The following is an 18,439-nucleotide window of genomic DNA, read 5'->3' as shown; positions in this document are numbered from 1 at the left end:
ATGACAGGGATGACACCATGTAATTCCATTCTCCTCACACCCTCTCCCATGCTTTTTTTCTCTGGTCAGTACCCCGACCACTTCATCCTTTTCACCAAGACAACTCCTCACCGGCAAACAAGGCTGTCCCTGAACTAACTCCTGTGGTGGCCGCACCTGGGAGAAAGGAGGTGATGAATAAAAACAATCCCCATTGGACCGGAAGGATTCTTAGAGGCAAAGGTATCAGAGGAAAAAGGAGGTACACGATGAAGAGATTGGCAACGATGTTCCCTGCGCGGAAACTGTGGTCACCTTTATTCGCCCTGGTGGCGGTGCTCGCCCTCTGCTTCGCGCCGCCGCTCCAGGCAATGGAGCTGTTCTACCAGCAGCACAACCTGGTGTCCGACGGAACCATCCCTGCGGACCACACCGATCCGGACCTCGTCAACCCCTGGGGGATTGTCTTCAATCCCACTGCTGTCGTCTGGATCGCCGACAACGGCACCGGCGTCTCGACACTCTATAACGGCCTTGGACAAAAACAGTCCCTCGTCGTCACCATCCCGCTCCCTCCCGGCAGCACCGGCACCAGCAAACCCACCGGCATCATCTTCAACGGCTCCAACGACTTCGAGGTCAGCAAAGGAACCGCTTCGGGACCGAGCCGCTTCATCTTCGCCACCGAGGACGGCACGATCTCCGGATGGTCCCCTACGGTGGACCCGACCAACGCCATCCTCAAAGTGGACAACTCCATGTCGGGGGCCGTCTACAAGGGTCTCGCCATGGCCGCCAACGGCACCGGCAACTTCCTCTACGCCACGGACTTTCACAACAACAGGATCGACGTCTTCGACAAGGATTTCAAGCCGGCAACCCTTACCGGCTCGTTCAGCGACCCGAAGATTCCTGCCGGCTTTGCCCCGTTCGGCATCCAGAACCTGCAGGGGAATATCTACGTGACCTACGCCAAGCAGGACGCCGCGCAGCATGATGACGTGGCCGGGCAAGGGCTCGGTTTCGTCAACGTCTTCGACGCCAACGGCAAGCTCATCCGCCGCATCGCCACACGGGGCCAACTGAACGCCCCCTGGGGCCTGGCAATGGCGCCGGCGGACTTCGGCCGCTTCAGCAATCGTCTCCTGGTCGGCAATTTCGGCGACGGCACGATCAACGCCTATGACGTCGCCAACGGCACGTTCCGCGGCCAACTCCGCAAATCCGACGGTCATCCCCTCAAGATCGACGGGCTCTGGGGGTTGAGCTTCGGCAACGGCCACTTGGATCAAGCGACCAATGCCCTCTTCTTCACCGCCGGTCCCGATGACGAAAACCACGGGCTCTACGGCAGGATCGAGCCTGCTCCTTTCACATTGTCCGATCACCTGAAAGAGTTGATGGACGATAAGGACTAACCCTCACCAGACATCAGGGGGGACATGGTGAATTGATCGACTTCACCGGGAAGTCGTCAAGGCACATGTTCCCCCATCCTATCATGCTGCTTTCCCAACTGTAGCGCCGGATTCTAGAACGACTTTGACCACTGGGCGAGGAAGCTGCTTCCTCCCACGCCGTTTCGCAGGATGCGAGTGTCGTAGGTGTATTCCAGATAGAGCTGGGAATCCCAGGGGAGTCCGCTCGTGAGACCCAGCGAGAACGCCCCGCTGTAGTCGTGGGTGAAGTCGAGACGGGAGATATTGAACCGGTCCTGCCGCAAGAAGGGACGGTTCACCTCGGCGACGGTCCCCCGCAGGTGGAGGTAGAGAAAAAAGAGAAGTTCATAGCGGTATTCAAGGGAGGCGACGACGAAATCCGAGGCCGGGAACTGGTTGAACATGGCCCCCGGATACCAGTAACGGTAGAGGTCGTCAGTCTCGCTCGGGAACGGCCCGCCGCCGATGCGGAAGGCGGAGAAGCGGTCGATGCTGTCTTTGGGCGCAAAGCCGCCGTGAAGAATGCCGATGAGGCGGTGGCGCTCCGAGAGGCCGGGGATGCCGGTGGCCCCGGTGAAGAAAGCGGAAACCTTGAGATAGTCCCGAGTCCTGTCCCCCCTGAAGACGGTTCCCCCGAAGGTGTGGTCGCTCCAGTGATTCCGCCTGCCCAGCTCAACCGCGATCCCCCCGGCCCACCCCTCGTGGGGGAGCTCCATGATGTTGCGCCGGATGGAGTCGTAGTCAGCAGAGAGCTTGAAACCGTGAACGAAGGTGCTCGGGGGAAGCTTCACGTCGGCGCCGGTATCGGACACCCTCCCCGTGTAGAGATAGCCGGCGTTGTAGAGGAGCTTCACCCTCAGGGCGTTGTCCGACTGGAACGGTTCCACCGGGAGCCGGTACCCCACCCCGACGCCGCCGTTGAAGCTCCCGTAGATGATGGAAGTCGACTTGACCTCCTTCCCGTCGATAATCTCGTCGGAGGGAAAGGGGATGGTGTTATTGTCCCAGTGACCGAGGAGCTGGAAGCGGCCGAAGTCCCGCGCTAGGTCAAGATCGTTGACGAAGCCCCCGATGACCGCCCGGGAGCGCCACGGCTCCTTGTATTTCCTCCAGTAGAAGGCGCCGAAGGGAACCCCCCAGTCGCTCCCCACCTTCGGAGAGAAAAAGACCCCGCCGAGAGTGAAAGAGCGGACGTAGTCCCGGTCCCTGGCCGGGATATCGAACCGGTGCCCCCACAGCACACCACTGAGGGGTTCGCCGGCCAGGGGGGTGTGGTATTCCGCCTCCTCGGAGCAGGTAGCCGTTACCGGGGCAAGGACGGAGAGAAGGACGCAGCAGACGGCAACGGCATGCTTTTTCACCCTGGCGATGAGAGGGGATCCATTATCCATGGGAGCAGGTGACAGCCTTGATGGAATTGAGCGGGGACGCCGATGGTCGCCCGGTGTCCAGAGTGTAGCACATTCCCGCGTTTTGTCAGGTGAGGCGGAGAAAGGCAATACCGGCTATGGGGCTGATATTCTTAACTCTTGACAACGTGCATTTAACCGGTTCTAATTTGTCTGCTTTCACTCAAGCGCTTCCAGCCCTTGATCCGCACGTTACGGAGGAATTTGAATCTCTATGGGAAAGATAATGGTCCTGGTCTTTATCGTTGGCGTTCTGTTGATGGGCGTTTCAAAATGCAGCCACAAGCAAGGCAATGCAGGGAACTCCTCCACCACTCCTTCTGACACGGCTTCTCCCGCAGCCCGTTGAGCACTTGCCCAGGAGAGTTCGGGCGATATACTTTCACCAATGAAACGCTCAGGACGAGCCGGCTCCCTGCCTGAACGGCAGGGGCTTGCCAGGGACGGCACCTGATTTCTCCCCCTCTGACTCTCCTTCCCCGTCCCCGACCTTCTCCATCCGCCGCCCTGAATTCACCGCCTCGGCCACCCCATCCTCCACAAAATTCACCCCCGGAGGTCCATATGAAAACCATGATCGGAACCCTCATTATCATGCTGCTGCCCGTTCTTACCCCGGGGAAAGACCGGCCGGTGGCACCCAACGGCATTCCCCTGATCGAGGGGTACCGCAACTGGCAGGTGATCGCCCCCTCTTACCGGGATGACAAGGGACACATCCGGGTCATTTTCGGCAACGACACGGCCATGAAAGCCATGAAGGAGGGGACGCGCCCCTTCCCCGACGGGACGATAATGGCAAAGGTGGCATGGACCGCGGTAAAGCACCCGAAGTTCCCGGTGGCCACCATCCCCGGCGAGTTCGCCCAGGTGGAATTCATGGTGAAGGATGCCAAGAAGTACAAGGCAACGGGAGGATGGGGCTTTGCCCGTTTCGTGGGGACCGGGCTCAAGCCCTACGGCAAGGATGCCGGTTTCGCGCAGGAGTGCTTTGGCTGCCATCAGCCGGTGAAGGGTAACGACTACGTGTTTACAGGGTTTGCCCCTGTCCCCTGAACACCGCCATTGTAAAGCAAACTATTTCGCAAGTTCCCCGGAGGTGCTGTTATGAGATGGTTTTCCAAGGGAATTATCAGCCTGGCGCTTGCTGCCCTCCTGACCGGCTGTGTCGGCAACGACCAGTACCGGACCTCGTACGAGCCCTGCAACGTCGCCCAGCAAGGGGCCGAATGCAGAAAGTCGTCCCTGGAACAGAACGACGAGTACCTTCTCGGCTTCGTGGAGTTCGACGACCAGGGGTGGTTCTGGGACAGGAAACAGGCCAATGTGCTGATCGACCGCCTCCTGGAGAAGGATGCGCTGGAGTCCGGCCTCCTTATGGTCGTCTATGTGCACGGATGGCGGCACAACGCCTCGTTCGACGACGACAACGTGGCGTCATTCAGGGAGACGCTCAAACGGATCTACTCCTATGAGCACCTTGCCAGCCAGAGCGAAGGACGGCCGGAGCGGAAGGTGGCGGGGATTTATGTCGGGTGGCGGGGGCTCTCCGCCAACGTGGAGCCGTTCAGGACCCTCTCCTTCTGGGACCGCAAGAACACGGCCGACAAGGTTGGCCACGGCGCCCTGACCGACCTCCTGGTGCAGCTTGAGGAGGTACAGTTCTCGCACCTGAAGGTTTACGACGAAACCAAGAGCAGGCTGGCCCAGACCAAGCTAATCATCGTCGGCCACAGCTTCGGCGGGGAGATGGTCTACTCTGCCCTCTCGCAGATCCTTGTCGACCGTTTCTCGGGGGATGCAGAGTCACCGCAGACCTTCGGCGATCTCGTGATCCTCGTGAACCCCGCCTTTGAAGCGTCCCGCTTCACGCCACTCCACGACCTGGCCGGGGTGAGGAAGTGGTACGCCGACGGGCAGCTCCCCCTCGTGGCGATCTTCACCTCGGAAACGGATCAGGCGACCAAGACGGCGTTCCCCGTTGGACGCACGCTCTCGACTCTCTTCGAGAAATACCGTCCCGACGACGGCAAGCAGAAACAGGCAGACCGGCACGCCGTGGGGCATTTCGAGCCGTACCGCACCCACGAGTTGCGCCCGCGCCCCGAGGCCGAGGCGGCTCCACCCCAAGCCACGGAGACGCCTGAGAAGAAAGTGGCCGATTTACGCACGGCCAAGTCATTGCGGCAGCAGTGGATCGACCTTTCGTCCCGCAACGGCTGGAGCCTCGACTTGGGGAACGCCAGGCTCACGCACCTGGGAAAATCGCTCCCCCGCAACCCCTTGTACGTAGTGGCGGTTGACAAGCAGATAATCGACGGCCATGGCGACATCTGGAACGAGAGGTTCATCGATTTCATGCGGCAGTTCATCCTGTTCACGACCATTGTCGAAGAATAACCGCAATCTACTAACGGAGGCCCCCATGAAAACCCGTTTCGTCGCCCCCCTGCTCCTTGCCCTCGCCATGACCGGCTGCGCCACGCAGAAGCAGGCAGGTCTTCCCCTCGACACCGTCAGCCAGGCGGCATCCGCCGGCCCCCTCTCCATCACCGAGGCCCAGGTCATCACCGACAACGACGCGGCGTTTCTCTCCAAGCTCCGCATGGTCCGGGGCGCGCAGCGCTCCATCGACATGATGTACTACATCTATGCCGACGACCACAGCTCGTCGGTGCTGACCTCAGCCCTCATGGACGCGGCGCGGCGTGGGGTTACCGTGAGGCTCCTCGTGGATTACCACACCAACTACAAGCACCTCGACCTCTTCTCCCTCATGGAGAAGGAGGGGAACGGGAACCTCCACGTACGATTTTACAACCGGCCGACCCGCAACATCATCAAGGACGCCGTCTATCTGACCATGGGTTGCTCCCCCGAAACCGCGGCGGCCAGACCCGAGGCATGCAGCGCCGAAAAATTCGCCGCCATCGACAAGCTCTTCGCCGACGAGACGATCAACGGCATGCCGGCGGCGGACCGGAACATATCAAACCTCGATATCGGCAATTCGGGGCTCTTCCTCTCCGGCCTCTGCTCGAAGCGGGGCGACGTAATGGCGCTCGCCGCCCAGAGCGGGCAGCAGATCGACGTCCAGAGCCTGAAGGGTGGAGCCTCCGCAACCACTCCCGAGCAGGAGGAGCAGCTAAAGCGTCTCGGCAAGACCTACTGGGAGTCGAGGACCGGCGCCCCCTTCCAGCGGCTGGCATCAGATGCGGAGCTCTTCTTCGCCTTTGCCATGTACGGTGCCCAGCTCAACCCCATCAAGGAGACCGTCACCTCGCTTCTGCCGGTCGACAGGAAGCTCTCGGATGACGAGTTGCGGGACTGGGACCACCTGACCGACTACCTCCACCACAAGCTCCTCCTGGTGGACCACAAGGAGCTCCAGATGGGGGGACGAAACGTGGAGAACTCCTACCACATGCGCCCCAATCCCCTGACCAGCAAGTACGTCTTCATGGACACCGACATCCATGCCCTCCTTTCCCAAGGGGGAGGGGGGGTCGCCACGGCGTTCGACTCCCTGTGGAATTTCGATACCATGGTGGCCCCGCTGGCCGAGGTGCGCCAGCATGCCCCCAACGACTTCGTCATCGCCATGAAATATGCCGAGAAGGCCTGTGACGGGGAGACGGGAAAAGCGGAGCGCGACGCCTGCATCAAGAATGAGCTGCAGAAGACCGCTCCTTCCCTGGACGAACGGATGGCCGACTGCCGCAAGACCATGGAGGATAACGCCCGGGCCTACAACGAGACCTACCTTCCCACGATTCCGAAACAGCCGGCGCAAACCTTCGCCGTGGATAGCGGCAGCGTCCTCGCCTACCTCGAAAACATTCCGTTCAACAAGGCGCTCCCCCCGGAGAAGCGGGTACGGACCTACGGCGCCCCTGCCGGCGAGGAGGCAAAGAGCGGGAAGTACATCCACGACGTCTGGCTTAAAGAGATTCCGCAGGTCTGCGCCGCTGCCACCCCCGATGCCCCGAAGCGGCTTATTCTCCATAACGCCTACTTCTTCCCCGCCGCCAACCTCACCCATGAGTTGAGCCGGATGGTGAACGGCGATTACGACTGCTCCAACGTCACCGTCACGGTCCTCACCAACTCCATCCAGACCACCGACCTCAACGTGGTGAACCTCGCCGCCCGCCACGCCCTCAAGGCGTTCACCGAGTTCTACCAGCAGCAGGGAGACCCGGCCAAGCGGGCGAAATTCGACTACTACGAGTACCAGGCCCGGCCCGATGAACCCCTCTCGCTCCACACCAAGGTCTCGGTGTTCGGGGACGACGTCACTATCGGCTCGGCCAACGCCGACGTCCGCAGCTTCATGATGGACAGCAACAACGTCATGTTCGTCCGCAACGCCCCCGGCTTCCTCACGGAGTACACCGCCTTCGTGCAGCGGCTCCTCGACGACCCGGCGCGGACGAAGAAGCTCAACGACTATTTCACTGCCACTCCCCGCGACACGATGCTCCAGGAGGACCTGGCCACCTTCCGGCAGATCATGGCCAAGTACGGAGTCGACAAAAAGCTGAACGAGGGGCGACAGAAAGAAGTCGAGACGCGCTTTGTCCAGATGCTCAACGACGCCTACGAACTGACGAAGGCATCCATCGACACCGGGAGCAGCGCCGCAAAGCGGCGGGAGAACCAGAACTCGTTCAACGAGGAATTCAAGCCGATCTAGGAATCAAGGGAGATAAGGCAGTTGGAGCAATCCGAAGAGAGCCCTCGAAGCAAAACGGAGGATGGCTTCAACTGCCGGATTCAGGATAAAGACACTTCACAGCTTCAGTTGTTCATTCAGGTGTAGCGGTGCGTCCCGGAGCCGGGAAGTGATTCGCGCATGAGATGAGAAACGTCGTCAGGCAGGAGGGGACGGGAGAAATAGAACCCCTGGATGTCGGCACAGGTTATCGACATCAGGTAGCGGAGCTGCTCTTCGGTTTCGACCCCTTCGGCCAGCACTTCAGGGCCGAGGCTGCGCGCCACGGCAATGATGGCCTCGATGATGGCCCCGTTGCTGCGGCTCTGGCCGATGTCACGGATAAAGGACTGGTCGATTTTGATCCGGTCGAGGGGGAAGTGCTTGAGATAGTTGAATGAAGAGTATCCCGTGCCGAAGTCATCTATCGCCAGGCGCACCCCCAGAGCCTTGAGCTGCCCGAGCGTGGAAACCGCGGTCTCCGAATCCATCAGCATCGTTTCGGTCAGCTCAATCTCCAGCAGCTCTGACGGCAGCCCCGTCTTTTGGAGCACGTCGTTAACCGTGCCGACGATCTCCTCATGGGTGAATTGCCTCGCGCAGAGGTTCACCCCGATCTGCAGCGGCGGCAGTCCGTCCCGCTGCCATTGTGCCCCTTGGCGGCATGCCTCCTCAAGAACCCATCTCCCCAGCTTGGAGATGAATCCCGTCTCCTCCGCAACAGGAATGAACCGCGAGGGGAGAATGACCCCCTTGCGGGGATGGTTCCAGCGGATGAGCGCTTCCACCCCGACGACCTTCCACGAGCCGGTATTCACCTGGGGTTGATACATGAGGAAAAATTCGCCATTCGTCAGCGCCTGCCGCATGTCCTCCTCAAGCTCATGGCGCTCCACGGCCCTGGTGTTCATCTCCGCCGAGAAAAACCGGTAGGAGTTCCCACCACGATCCTTGGCGGCATACATCGCCATGTCGGCCCGCTGCAGCAGCATCTCGCCATTCCCACCGTCCGACGGGAAGAGGACGATTCCGATACTCGTGGCGATGTGGAGCGTCTGCCTGTCCAGCATAAACGGCTCGGCCAGGGCCCCCAGGATTTTGTCCGCCAGCAACGAGGCATCGGTGGCAGCCCGCACCCCGGGGGCGATGATGACGAATTCGTCCCCGCCGAGACGCGCCAGGGTGTCGCTTTCGCGGGTACAGCCTGCCAGCCGTGCCGCAACATCCTGCAGAAGCCGGTCGCCTACCCGGTGCCCCTGGCTGTCGTTGACGTCCTTGAAGCGGTCCAGGTCGAGGAAGAGAAGCGCCACCACCTCTCCGTGCCTTCGGGCATGCCTGATGGCCTGGGACAGGCGGTCCATCATGAGGGGCCGGTTGGGGAGCCCCGTCAGTGAGTCATAATAGGCAAGGCGCCTGATTTTCTCCTCAGCGCGCTTGCGGTCGGTTATGTCCTCCACCACCTTGATGAATTTCGTCGCCTTTCCCTGCTCATTGAAGACGGGGAAAGCACTCAGACGCAGTCCGGACGGCTCGCCGTCAGCCAATATTCTCTCAACTTCCCTCGATACGGCTCTTCCCGTGGTCATTGCTTCGACGCCGAGGCAGTTGTCGCAACATTCGTCCCGATTCTCGAATTCCCGGTAGCAGAAACGTCCGGTCAGTTTCTCGGCATTCTTCCGGAACATCTTCTCCAGATAGCCGTTGTTCATGACGATGCGGTTGTTGCTGTCAATGAGGGAGATGCCTAGATTGACGTTTTCCACAAGGGTTCGATAGCGTTTCTCACTCTCCGCAATTTTCGCATTCGCCCGCCTCCGCCTCGCCTCCTGTTCGCGGATGTAGACGTAGCCCAGCACATAGATGCCGATGAGATTAAAACTGCGGCGGATGGGGGTGAAAATGTATTCGTACCGCTCTCCGCAGGCAATATCGACCAGCTTGAGCGTTTCAGTGAGAAAGAAACAGGCGAGAGCGAAGCAGATGATGTTTCGAAGCCAGCCGGTACGGTGGCGGAAGAGGTGCCAGGTGGGAAAAACGATGAGCAACGCCGCGACCGTGTGGAAAAGGACGTCGCACCAGGTCTGGCCGAATTTGGATGCCGGATTGGCCATTATGTAGTGTGCCCACCATTTGAACGTGGCGCCATAACAGGAGAGAGTGAGAACGATGCCTATGCCAAGATAGTTGCGGGCAAGGGAGAAATTGCCGGTGAGATAACGCATGAACGCGGCGGCAACAATAACGGTCGCCACCCCCGAAAGCACATGCTCGACCGGCGGGAAGAACGCGTGCAGGTGACGGGGATCGACCATCAGCGCTTTCTGGCCTATGGCCATGGCGAGCATGAAGAGCTCCCGCGCCAGGCCGGCACTGAACCCCAGGACGAGCAGTGCCTCCCGGGAATTGGCTTCATTGCGCCTTCTCCATAACGCGAAAAAGAGAAGGTTCAGCCACATCGCCCCTGCAAGGACGAAATACACTGCCACTTCGTCATCAATGCCGCCGTGCCCGCCGGTGAAGCGGGCAACAAAATCAAGAATCCCCAGCAGAGCCTCTTGCATGAGCGACCCTTTCAGCAAGCTGCATAATTAAAACATACACACCAATTGAATTAGATATCACAAATAAAAATAAAGTAAAGTGATTCCAATATTATTTCTTAAAGCAAAAACATATAATTTCACCCTAAATTTCAGCAACTTCAACGCTATTTCCGCAACTAATTGACGTATTTTATTATGATTTCAAAAAAAATCCCCCTTGCAAAAGGGGGATTTTGTCACGCCAAAGGGTGTATTTTATTATTATTCGACCGGGCAATTCCCGCTCCGATTACAGGCTCGCCTCCACGTGGCCGTGATACAACTCGTCCCGCTCCCGGGCAACCCCCTCATCCTCCAGGAAGTCGTCGAAACTCATGACCCGGTCGATGACCCCGCCAGGGGTGAGTTCCACGACCCGGTTCGCCACGGTGGAAACAAACTCGTGGTCGTGGGAGGCGAAGAGGATCACCTCCGGGTAGGCGATGAGCCCGTTGTTGAGGGCGGTGATCGATTCCAGGTCCAGGTGGTTGGTGGGCTCGTCCAGCATGATGACGTTGGCGCCGGCGAGCATCATGCGGGAGAGCATGCAGCGGACCCGCTCCCCCCCGGAGAGGACACTGGTCTTCTTGGTGGCCTCGTCCCCAGAGAAGAGCATCCGCCCCAGGAACCCCCGGGCGAAGCTCTCCCCCTCAGCGGGAGGTGAGTACTGGCCAAGCCACTCGATGAGGTTCAGGTCCCCCTCGAAAAAGGCGCTGTTCTCCTTGGGGAAGTAGGAATGGGTGATGGTCACCCCCCAGCGGAAGGTCCCGGCGTCCGGTTCCAGCTCCCCGGCCAGGATCTGGAAGAGGGTCGTCTTGGCCTGGCTGTTGGCCCCCACGAAGGCGATCTTGTCCCCCTTGCGGACGATGAGGTCCAGGTTGTTGAGCACCTGCACCCCGTCCACAGACTTCGAGAGCCCCTGGATCTCCAGGATGATGTCGCCGCAGGCCCGCTCGGGCTTGAAGACCACGTAGGGGTACTTGCGGGAGGAGACCGGCATCTCCTCCAGGGTCAGCTTGTCGAGGAGCTTCTTCCGGGAGGTGGCCTGCTTGGCCTTGGAGGCGTTGGAGCTGAAGCGCTGGATGAACTCCTTCAGCTCGTTGGCCTTCTCGGTCGACTTGCGGTTCTCCTCCTGCTTCTGCCGCAGGGTCAGCTGGCTCGCCTGGTACCAGAAATCGTAGTTCCCCACGTAGACCTTGATCATGCCGAAGTCGATGTCGGCCACGTGGGTGCAGACCTGGTTCAGGAAGTGGCGGTCGTGGGAGACCACGATGACCGTGTTCTGGAAGCGGGAGAGGAAATCCTCCAGCCAGGTGATGGATTTCAGGTCCAGGTTGTTGGTGGGCTCGTCCAGCAGCAGCACGTCGGGATTGCCGAAGAGGGCCTGGGCCAGGAGCACCCGCACCTTCTCTCCCGGTTCCAGCTCCTTCATCTTTTTATGGCGCAATTCCTCGGGGATGCCGAGGCCGTTCAGGAGCACCGCCGCCTCGCTCTCGGCCTCGTAACCGTTCATCTCGGCGAACTCCCCCTCCAACTCCGCCGAGCGGATGCCGTCCTCCTCGGTGAAATCACCCTTGGAGTAGATCTCCTCCCGCTCCGCCATTACCTTGTAGAGCCGTTCGTGCCCCATGATGACGGTGTTGAAGACCACCTCCTCGTCAAAGGCGAACTGGTCCTGGCGCAGCACCGCGATCCGCTCGCCTGAGCCCACGGAGATCTCCCCCTTGTCCGCCTCCACCTCGCCGGCGAGGATCTTGAGGAAGGTGGATTTCCCGGCGCCGTTGGCGCCGATGAGGCCGTAGCAGTTGCCGGGGGTGAACTTGATGTTCACGTCCTTGAAGAGAACCCTCTTGCCGTAGGAGAGGGTGACGTTCGATGCGCTGATCATGCTCTTGTGTGACTCCTTCTATCCTCTGGTAAAATAAAAAACCACAGGGGTGACCCTGTGGTTCACGTACTGGACTGGTTATACCATTTCTACTGCTTGGGCGGCAATCCCTTTTTCCGCCGCGGTTTTTTCGGAAAAGCCCGTTTCCCTTTCCGGCCGCAATCTGGTACCATCGGGCAAAGGTTTCAAAGAAAGGCGACAGCATGAGTGCAAACAAGGAATTATATGTGGGTCACATGTCCTACGAGGCGACCGAGGACGATCTCCGAAGGATGTTTACGGTGGCCGGCACCGTCACGTCGGTCCACCTGATCACCGATCCCGAGACCGGCGAGTTCAAGGGGTGCGGCTACGTGCGGATGGCGACGGCCGAAGAGGCCAAAGAAGCCGTCGAGACCCTGGACGGGGCGCTTCTGAGAAATCGCGCCATCACCGTGAGCATTGCGCGGCCACAAAAGCAGAAACCCGCCCCCGGTGGAGCCAGGCGCGGCAAGGGGGGACCGGGCAGAGGCCCGGCCGGCGGCAGCCGTGGTGCGAGCGCACCCGGAAGCGGCCGCAGAGCGAGCGGACCAGGCGCGGTTACCTCCGAAGGGAGCCGAGGGAAGAGTGGGCCCGGAGGGGGGAGCCGCGGGAAAAGCGGCCCCGCTACCGGCGGCGCCTCCCATGGAAAGAGCGGTTCAGGCCCCAGATCCGGACGAGGCAAGAAGTAGCGAACAACGCTCGGGCTCGGGGTGAGCCCCCCGCGCCTACCTGAGCCTGAGCGTCATATTCCGTGAAGCCCCATTCAGCGCCACCGCCGCATCCCTGAATTTCGGCGGCCCCATCACCCCCCTCGCGTCGTTCGACACCCCTGCCGGCTCCTTCGGCATGCCAATGAAGTTTCTGTCCAGTTCACCGTTGCCGTTCTCATCCTGGAAAGCCGTCACCGCATAGACGCCACGGGAAAGCCCATCCACCGCCACCGTCATCTCCGGCCCGGAGACCGGCAGTACCCTCCGTGCCGCGGCGTGACGGAGATCGGTGAGAAAATGAGCCTCGTCACGCCAGACGGTTACATAGAGGGTCCCCTTGATGCCCCGAAAACCCGTGACCGTCACCAGGAGGGTTTCGGCTGCAGCAGGCTTCAGTTGCAGGATCAGCAGGCTAACCACGAGTAAGGCAGTAAAACGGACCATCGGATTTCCCTTCTGTCTTCTACTCATTTTTCTCCATCCGCACCACACGGTCGGCCAGGACGAAACAGGCGGGACGATGGGTGATGACCAGCACGGTCTTCCCCGCGGTCCGGGCAGCCAGGCGGGCCACCGCCTCTCGCTCGGTGGCCGCGTCGAGCCCCTCGGTGGGCTCGTCCAGCAGGAGGATCGGCGCATCCTTCACCAGTGCCCGGGCCAGGGCGATCCGCCGGGCCTCTCCCCCCGAGACGGCGCTTCCTCCCTCCCCCACGGGGGTGTCGAGCCCCAGGGGAAGGGCGTTCACCCACGCCGCAAGACCGGCATCCTCCAGGGCGCGGCGCAGTTCCGCATCTCCCGCCGCAGGATTCCCCACCATGATGTTCTCCCGGATGGTGTCGTTGAAGAGATGGGGCCGCTGGGGAACCGCGGCGATCAGGCCCCGCAACTCGTCGGCCGCCAGGTGGCTAATTTCCATACCGCCGACGGTGACGCTGCCGGCATAGTCCCTGAAACGGAGCAGTATCTCGGCCAGAGTGCTCTTGCCCACGCCGCTGGGGCCGGCAAGGGCCACCTTCTCCCCGGCCGGGACTTCGAGACTGAACCCATGGAGGACCGGCAGGGCCGGATCGTAGGCGCTGGAGACGTTGTGGAAGGCGATGCCGGTTCCGATAGGTAGCGGCTCCGGAGCAGGGGGATCGAGGACCGGCACCGGCGCGTCGGCCAGCTCCCGGATCCGTCGCACCGCCTCCCGGGCTGAAGGAACCAGCTGCAGGGCCGCCGGCATGCCGCCGGCTGCCTCGAATGCCGCTGCCGCGAAGAGAACGAGCATCACGAGGGCCGGTCCGGAGACAAGCCCCGCGGCCACCGAGACGCTCCCGGCCGCAAGGACCGCTGCCACGCCGAGGCCGCCGCAGGCAACCCCGCCGGCCAGGGTAAGGCCGCCGATGGCAGCGAGGCGCTCCTGCTCGGCCACGAGACGGGACGAAAGGTGATCGACCCGAGCCGCCTGACGCTCCGCCGCGCCTAGGAGAATCAGCTCCTCGGCCCCCAGGAGCCCTTCGGTCACTGCCGTGCGGAGCTCCCCGGAAAGCTCCGCCGAGCGTCGCCCCGGCTCCTGCGCCAGACGCCGGGCCGCGAGGGGAAGCGCCACCCCGGCAACCAGGAGGAATGCGAGGAGCGCCAGGGCCGTCGGCACGCTCCATCGGGCGGCAACGAGAACCGCCAGGACGATGGAGGCCGCGCCGGTAACAAGCGGCGCCACGATCCGGAGGTAGAGGCTCTCCAGGGCGTCCACGTCGGCCCGGAGCCGGCCGGCCACATCGCCCCCCGCGTAGCGCTCAAGCCTGGCCGGAGCCAGGGGCTCCAGCCGCCGGAAGAGCCAGACCCGAAGGTCGGCCAGAATACGGAACGCTGCCTCGTGGGTCGCCAGCCGCTCGGCATAACGCCCCACGGTCCGGAGGATGGCCAGGGCCCGGATGGCGGCCGCCGGGAAGAAGTAGTTGAAGGGAACGGCAGTTGCCCCGGCCACGGCCATGGAGGCGATGAACCAGCCGGAAAGGGCCATGAGGGCCGTGTTGGCGGCTATGACGGCGACGCCGAGGAGTATCCCGGTCACCATCCAGGGCCACTGGCGCCGGGAGACGGCCAGGATCCGGAAGAGCTCCCTCATGCCGCCACCTCTCCCGCCATGGCGGCCAGGAACTCCGCCGGCGCCACCACCCGCTCAAGACGCCCCCCAGCCATGACGGCGACCCGCGCCGCCCTGCGGACGGTTTTTTCCCGGTGGCTGATGACGAGCACCGTCCGCCCAGCGGCCAGCCGCTCCAGGGCCTCCCCCACCAGCCGCTCGTTCTCCGGATCAAGGCCAGCGGTGGGCTCGTCAAGAACCACCAGCGAAGCATCGCGCAGGAACGCCCGAGCCAGGGCCAGGCGCCGGAGCTCCCCGCCGGAGAGCCCGGCACCCCGATCCCCCAGTTCCGTGTCGAGCCCCAGCGACAGGCGATTCACAAAGACGTCGGCTGCCGCAGCCTCCAGGGCGGCGCGGATCTCCGCCCCGTCGGCGGTGGGACGGCCGAGGCAGAGGTTCTCCCGGATCGTCCCCTTGAAGAAAAAAGGGCTCTGGGGAACCCACGCGAGGCGCTCCCGCCAGGCGGCCGGGTCCAGATCGGCGAGATCGGCGCCGTTCACCGTGATCCGCCCCGCCTCGGGACGGGCCAGTCCCACCAAGAGGCGTACCAGGGTGCTCTTGCCGGTGCCGCTCTCCCCGGCCAGGGCCGTGAGGCTCCCGGCCGGCAACTCCAGGCCGATGCCGCTCACCCCGCCCCGCTCACCGCCGTAGCGGAAGGTGACCCCTTCGAACCGGATGGCCGGCGGCCCCGCTGGAACCGGCAGGGTACCTCCGTACCCCTCGGGTTCGGGAAGTGCCAGAAGGGGCACAATCCGCTCGGCAGCGGCTGTTCCCTGCATCCGGGCGTGGTAGGAGAGCCCGAGGGTTCTCAGCGGCAGGTAGAATTCGGGGGCCAGCAGCAACACGAAAAGCCCATCGGCGAGGCTTAGTCCCCCTCCCAGGAGGCGGAAGCCGACCACCACCGCCACCACCGCCGTACCAACGGTGGCGAAAAACTCCAGGGTAAAGGCCGAGAGGAACGCCACCCGGAGCACCGCCATGGTTCCCTGGCGATACGCCTCGGAGACCCGGGCCACAGCCTCGGCCTCGCGCCGGGCCGCGCCGAAGATCTTCAGGTCGGGAAGCCCCTGGACGAGGTCGAGGAGGTGCCCCGCCATGCGGGAGAGGCGCCCCCACTGACGGCGGTTGAGGCTCTCGGAGCCGCTGCCGATGAGGACCATGAGAAGCGGGATGAAGGGGGCGGAAAAGAGGAGGACGAGACCCGCCCGCCACTCTGCCGGAAAGACGAAGAAGAGGGCCGTTGGCGGCAGCACCGCCGCCAGGGCCAGGTGGGGAAGGAAGCGGGCCACGTAGAGCTCCAGCCCCTCGACCCCTGCGGTCACCGCCTCCACGAGGGGACCGGTCTCCTCGCCGGCACGCCCCGCCGGCCCCAGGGCCTGGAGCTTGCGGTAGAGGTGGCTCCGCACCTGCTCCTTGACCCGGGCCGCGGCGGCCGCTGCCCGCCGCTCGGAGAAGAAGACCAGGAGCCCCCGGGCAGCAGCCAGGGCGGCGACAGCGCCGGCCAGGGGAAGCACGGCGTCCAGGGTGGCGTTCTCGATCACCACCCGATGGCAGGCCAGCGCCAGGAGCCGCGCCTGGGGGACAATCAGAAGCCCGGCGACGAAGGCCCACACCACGGCGCGGGCAAGCTTCCCCCTCACCCCCCGGGCTGTGTCGAGGAGCCATCTTTCAGGGCGTGCTGTGTGGTCTCTGCTCATGGAGCCTCCTTAGGTTTATCTACACGTACCACTGGCACCTGTCAACGACGCCGCCACAGGATATTGACATCCGTTTTCAATTAAGTATACTGGAATCAGGAATACTTCAAAAAAGAAAGGGGTGTTGATACATGAGACGGCATACGGAACTCAGGACAATGTCCCACAAAGACACTGGCGAATCGGTGGAACCCAGACGGACAACGGGATCCGGGACAAGTCATGAAACGAAGGGAATAACGAAGAGCGAAACAGAGGGGAGCAGCCGTGAGGTTAGCGTACTTTCCCCGATGAGGGAGATGGAACGGTGGTTTGAAGAGTCTCTGAGCCGTCCCTTCTTCGGCATGCACTGGATGCCGTTCAGACAGATGTTCTCGGAAGTGGGTGAACGGACCGAGTTGATGCCTGCGGTTGACATGTTCGAGGAAGGTGGACATCTGGTGGTTAAAGCCGAACTCCCCGGCATCACCAAAGAAAACCTCAATCTCCGGATTGTCGACAACAACCTGATCCTCTCCGGTGAGAGAAGCAGCAAAGAGAAGATCGAACGGGGCAATTACCTGCGGCTCGAACGGTCCCACGGCTCCTTCAGCCGGACCCTGAGCCTTCCCGATGGCCTCGATACCGAGCACATCAAGGCCGGCTTCAAGGACGGCGTGCTTGAGGTACGGATTCCGAGGACCGAAAGCAGCACGGTTCGCGAGATCACCGTTGAGTAATGAGGGCAGGAGGTGGAAAGGAGAAGGGGAAGCGAAATGCTTCCCCTTTTTTGCATCCGGGGATTGCGCTGCGGACCGCGGGGACGTACAATCTGCCGTCATATACTCCCAGTGCATGCAAGGAGTCCCCATGTCCAACCTCGCCCTGTTTCTCCTCATGATGTGCGGCGGCACCGCAGTGGCGCTCCAGCCATCCATCAACGCCCGCCTCGCCCAGAAAATCGGAGTCATCGAAAGCTCGTTCGTCTCCTTTACCGTTGGAGCCCTGGTCCTCGCCGTGGCGGTATCCTTCTGGGGGCGCGGCAGCCTGCGGGCACTCTCGACTGCCTCATGGTGGGAACTTACCGGCGGGCTCCTGGGGGCCGCCTTCGTCACCCTCACCATCGTCGTCGTGCCGCGCATCGGCACCGCAGCGGCCATGGCCGCCATCATCGCGGCCCAGCTCACCACCGGGCTTCTCATGGACCACCTGGGTCTCTTCGGTTTCCGGGGCGCCCCCCTGGACGGCAAGCGGATTGCCGGGACGCTCCTCCTCATGGCCGGCGCCGCGCTGGTGTTCCGCCGCTAACGACGCCATGACCTCCCCCAAGCGGCACCCAAAAGTCGCGCTTCACACCGTCGCCCTGTTCGAGGCAACCAAAGGGGCCCTTGTCATCGCGGCCGGGCTCGGGCTCCTTGCCCTCATTCACCGGGATGTGCAGGCCTTGGCCGAGGAAATCGTGCGGCACCTCCACCTGAACCCCGCAAGCCGCATCCCCCGCATCTTCCTTGAAGCTGCCGGCAAGGCCGATGGCGGGCGGCTGCAACTTCTGGCCCTCGGCGCTTTCGGCTACGCATCGGTTCGCTTCGCCGAAGCATGGGGTCTCTGGCGTGGCCGCCCCTGGGCCGAGTGGCTGGGAATTATCTCCGGCGGCATCTACCTTCCCGTGGAGATTTACGAACTCCTCGTCTCCGTCACCCCCGTCAAGCTCGGCACCTTTCTCGTCAACGTTGCCGTTGTGACAGTGCTCGCCAGAGAGAGGTTTAATGCCCGGCACAGGCCGGAACAACCTTGACCCTCGCTAAAAAAATTTGCTGAAAGTGAATTTTTCGCATTGAATGAAATACCGTTAAAGCTTATCATGGCCGAATCCCTTCGCGGAATCGCGAAGGG

15 protein-coding genes are annotated in these 18,439 nt (G+C 62.2%); 8 read left to right on the top strand and 7 right to left on the bottom strand.

Going from position 1 to position 18,439, the window contains the following annotated elements:
• The first annotated feature begins 248 nt into the window (after positions 1–248).
• Positions 249–1,397 carry a TIGR03118 family protein gene (locus tag KJB29_RS10320; RefSeq protein ID WP_215734507.1) on the top strand — a complete coding sequence of 383 codons (1,149 nt, stop codon included), beginning with the start codon at positions 249–251 and terminating at the stop codon, positions 1,395–1,397.
• A 113-nt stretch (positions 1,398–1,510) separates the two neighbouring features.
• Here KJB29_RS10320 and KJB29_RS10315 read toward each other — a convergent pair whose 3' ends face one another.
• Entirely contained in the window at positions 1,511–2,809 is a 1,299-nt protein-coding gene (locus KJB29_RS10315; protein ID WP_215734506.1) for a BamA/TamA family outer membrane protein, read from the bottom strand.
• A 415-nt stretch (positions 2,810–3,224) separates the two neighbouring features.
• Positions 3,225–3,377, bottom strand: coding sequence for a hypothetical protein (locus KJB29_RS10310; protein ID WP_215734505.1), 153 nt, complete (start codon positions 3,375–3,377; stop codon positions 3,225–3,227).
• A 14-nt stretch (positions 3,378–3,391) separates the two neighbouring features.
• Here KJB29_RS10310 and KJB29_RS10305 point away from each other — a divergent pair, with 14 nt between their 5' ends.
• From KJB29_RS10305 to KJB29_RS10295, 3 genes are read left to right on the top strand one after another with little or no spacing between them, the layout of a single operon-like run.
• Positions 3,392–3,883 carry a cytochrome P460 family protein gene (locus KJB29_RS10305; RefSeq protein ID WP_215734504.1) on the top strand — a complete coding sequence of 164 codons (492 nt, stop codon included), beginning with the start codon at positions 3,392–3,394 and terminating at the stop codon, positions 3,881–3,883.
• A 51-nt stretch (positions 3,884–3,934) separates the two neighbouring features.
• Positions 3,935–5,227 carry a hypothetical protein gene (locus KJB29_RS10300; RefSeq protein WP_004511834.1) on the top strand — a complete coding sequence of 431 codons (1,293 nt, stop codon included), beginning with the start codon at positions 3,935–3,937 and terminating at the stop codon, positions 5,225–5,227.
• 25 nt (positions 5,228–5,252) lie between these two features.
• Positions 5,253–7,523, top strand: coding sequence for a phospholipase D-like domain-containing protein (locus KJB29_RS10295; RefSeq protein ID WP_215734503.1), 2,271 nt, complete (start codon positions 5,253–5,255; stop codon positions 7,521–7,523).
• 116 nt (positions 7,524–7,639) lie between these two features.
• Here the strand turns inward: KJB29_RS10295 and KJB29_RS10290 are convergent, their stop codons facing one another.
• Together KJB29_RS10290 and KJB29_RS10285 are read right to left on the bottom strand one after the other, a co-directional pair.
• Entirely contained in the window at positions 7,640–10,102 is a 2,463-nt protein-coding gene (locus KJB29_RS10290; protein WP_215734502.1) for a putative bifunctional diguanylate cyclase/phosphodiesterase, read from the bottom strand.
• 271 nt (positions 10,103–10,373) lie between these two features.
• Positions 10,374–12,011: an ABC-F family ATP-binding cassette domain-containing protein gene (locus KJB29_RS10285; protein ID WP_215734501.1), complete on the bottom strand. Its 1,638-nt coding sequence runs from the start codon at positions 12,009–12,011 to the stop codon at positions 10,374–10,376.
• Positions 12,012–12,247: 236 nt separating this feature from the next.
• On the opposite strand from KJB29_RS10285, the gene KJB29_RS10280 reads away from it, so the two are divergent.
• Positions 12,248–12,721, top strand: coding sequence for an RNA recognition motif domain-containing protein (locus KJB29_RS10280; protein ID WP_246561131.1), 474 nt, complete (start codon positions 12,248–12,250; stop codon positions 12,719–12,721).
• A gap of 36 nt (positions 12,722–12,757) precedes the next feature.
• Here KJB29_RS10280 and KJB29_RS10275 read toward each other — a convergent pair whose 3' ends face one another.
• From KJB29_RS10275 to cydD, 3 genes are read right to left on the bottom strand one after another with little or no spacing between them, the layout of a single operon-like run.
• Positions 12,758–13,213, bottom strand: coding sequence for a DUF2141 domain-containing protein (locus tag KJB29_RS10275; RefSeq protein ID WP_246561122.1), 456 nt, complete (start codon positions 13,211–13,213; stop codon positions 12,758–12,760).
• Positions 13,206–14,852 (bottom strand): thiol reductant ABC exporter subunit CydC, encoded by a 1,647-nt coding sequence (gene cydC / locus KJB29_RS10270; RefSeq protein ID WP_215734499.1) that lies wholly within the window; start codon positions 14,850–14,852, stop codon positions 13,206–13,208. Before cydC ends, KJB29_RS10275 begins: the two co-directional genes overlap by 8 nt.
• The gene (cydD, locus tag KJB29_RS10265; protein ID WP_215734498.1) at positions 14,849–16,567 is read right to left on the bottom strand and encodes a thiol reductant ABC exporter subunit CydD; all 1,719 of its coding nucleotides are present in this window, start codon (positions 16,565–16,567) and stop codon (positions 14,849–14,851) included. Before cydD ends, cydC begins: the two co-directional genes overlap by 4 nt.
• Positions 16,568–16,866: 299 nt before the next feature.
• Between cydD and KJB29_RS10260 the strand changes: the two genes are divergently transcribed.
• From KJB29_RS10260 to KJB29_RS10250, 3 genes are all read left to right on the top strand, one after another.
• On the top strand, positions 16,867–17,286 hold the full coding sequence (locus tag KJB29_RS10260; protein ID WP_246561114.1) for an Hsp20/alpha crystallin family protein: 420 nt from the start codon (positions 16,867–16,869) through the stop codon (positions 17,284–17,286).
• A 130-nt stretch (positions 17,287–17,416) separates the two neighbouring features.
• Positions 17,417–17,854, top strand: coding sequence for a DMT family transporter (locus tag KJB29_RS10255; RefSeq protein WP_215734496.1), 438 nt, complete (start codon positions 17,417–17,419; stop codon positions 17,852–17,854).
• 7 nt (positions 17,855–17,861) lie between these two features.
• The gene (locus tag KJB29_RS10250; RefSeq protein WP_215734495.1) at positions 17,862–18,341 is read left to right on the top strand and encodes a DUF2127 domain-containing protein; all 480 of its coding nucleotides are present in this window, start codon (positions 17,862–17,864) and stop codon (positions 18,339–18,341) included.
• The last annotated feature ends 98 nt before the right edge of the window (positions 18,342–18,439 follow it).

Origin of the sequence: Geobacter grbiciae (genome assembly GCF_018531165.1) — a bacterium.
Classification (GTDB): domain Bacteria; phylum Desulfobacterota; class Desulfuromonadia; order Geobacterales; family Geobacteraceae; genus Geobacter; species Geobacter metallireducens.
This window is presented reverse-complemented; position numbering and strand designations above follow the sequence as displayed.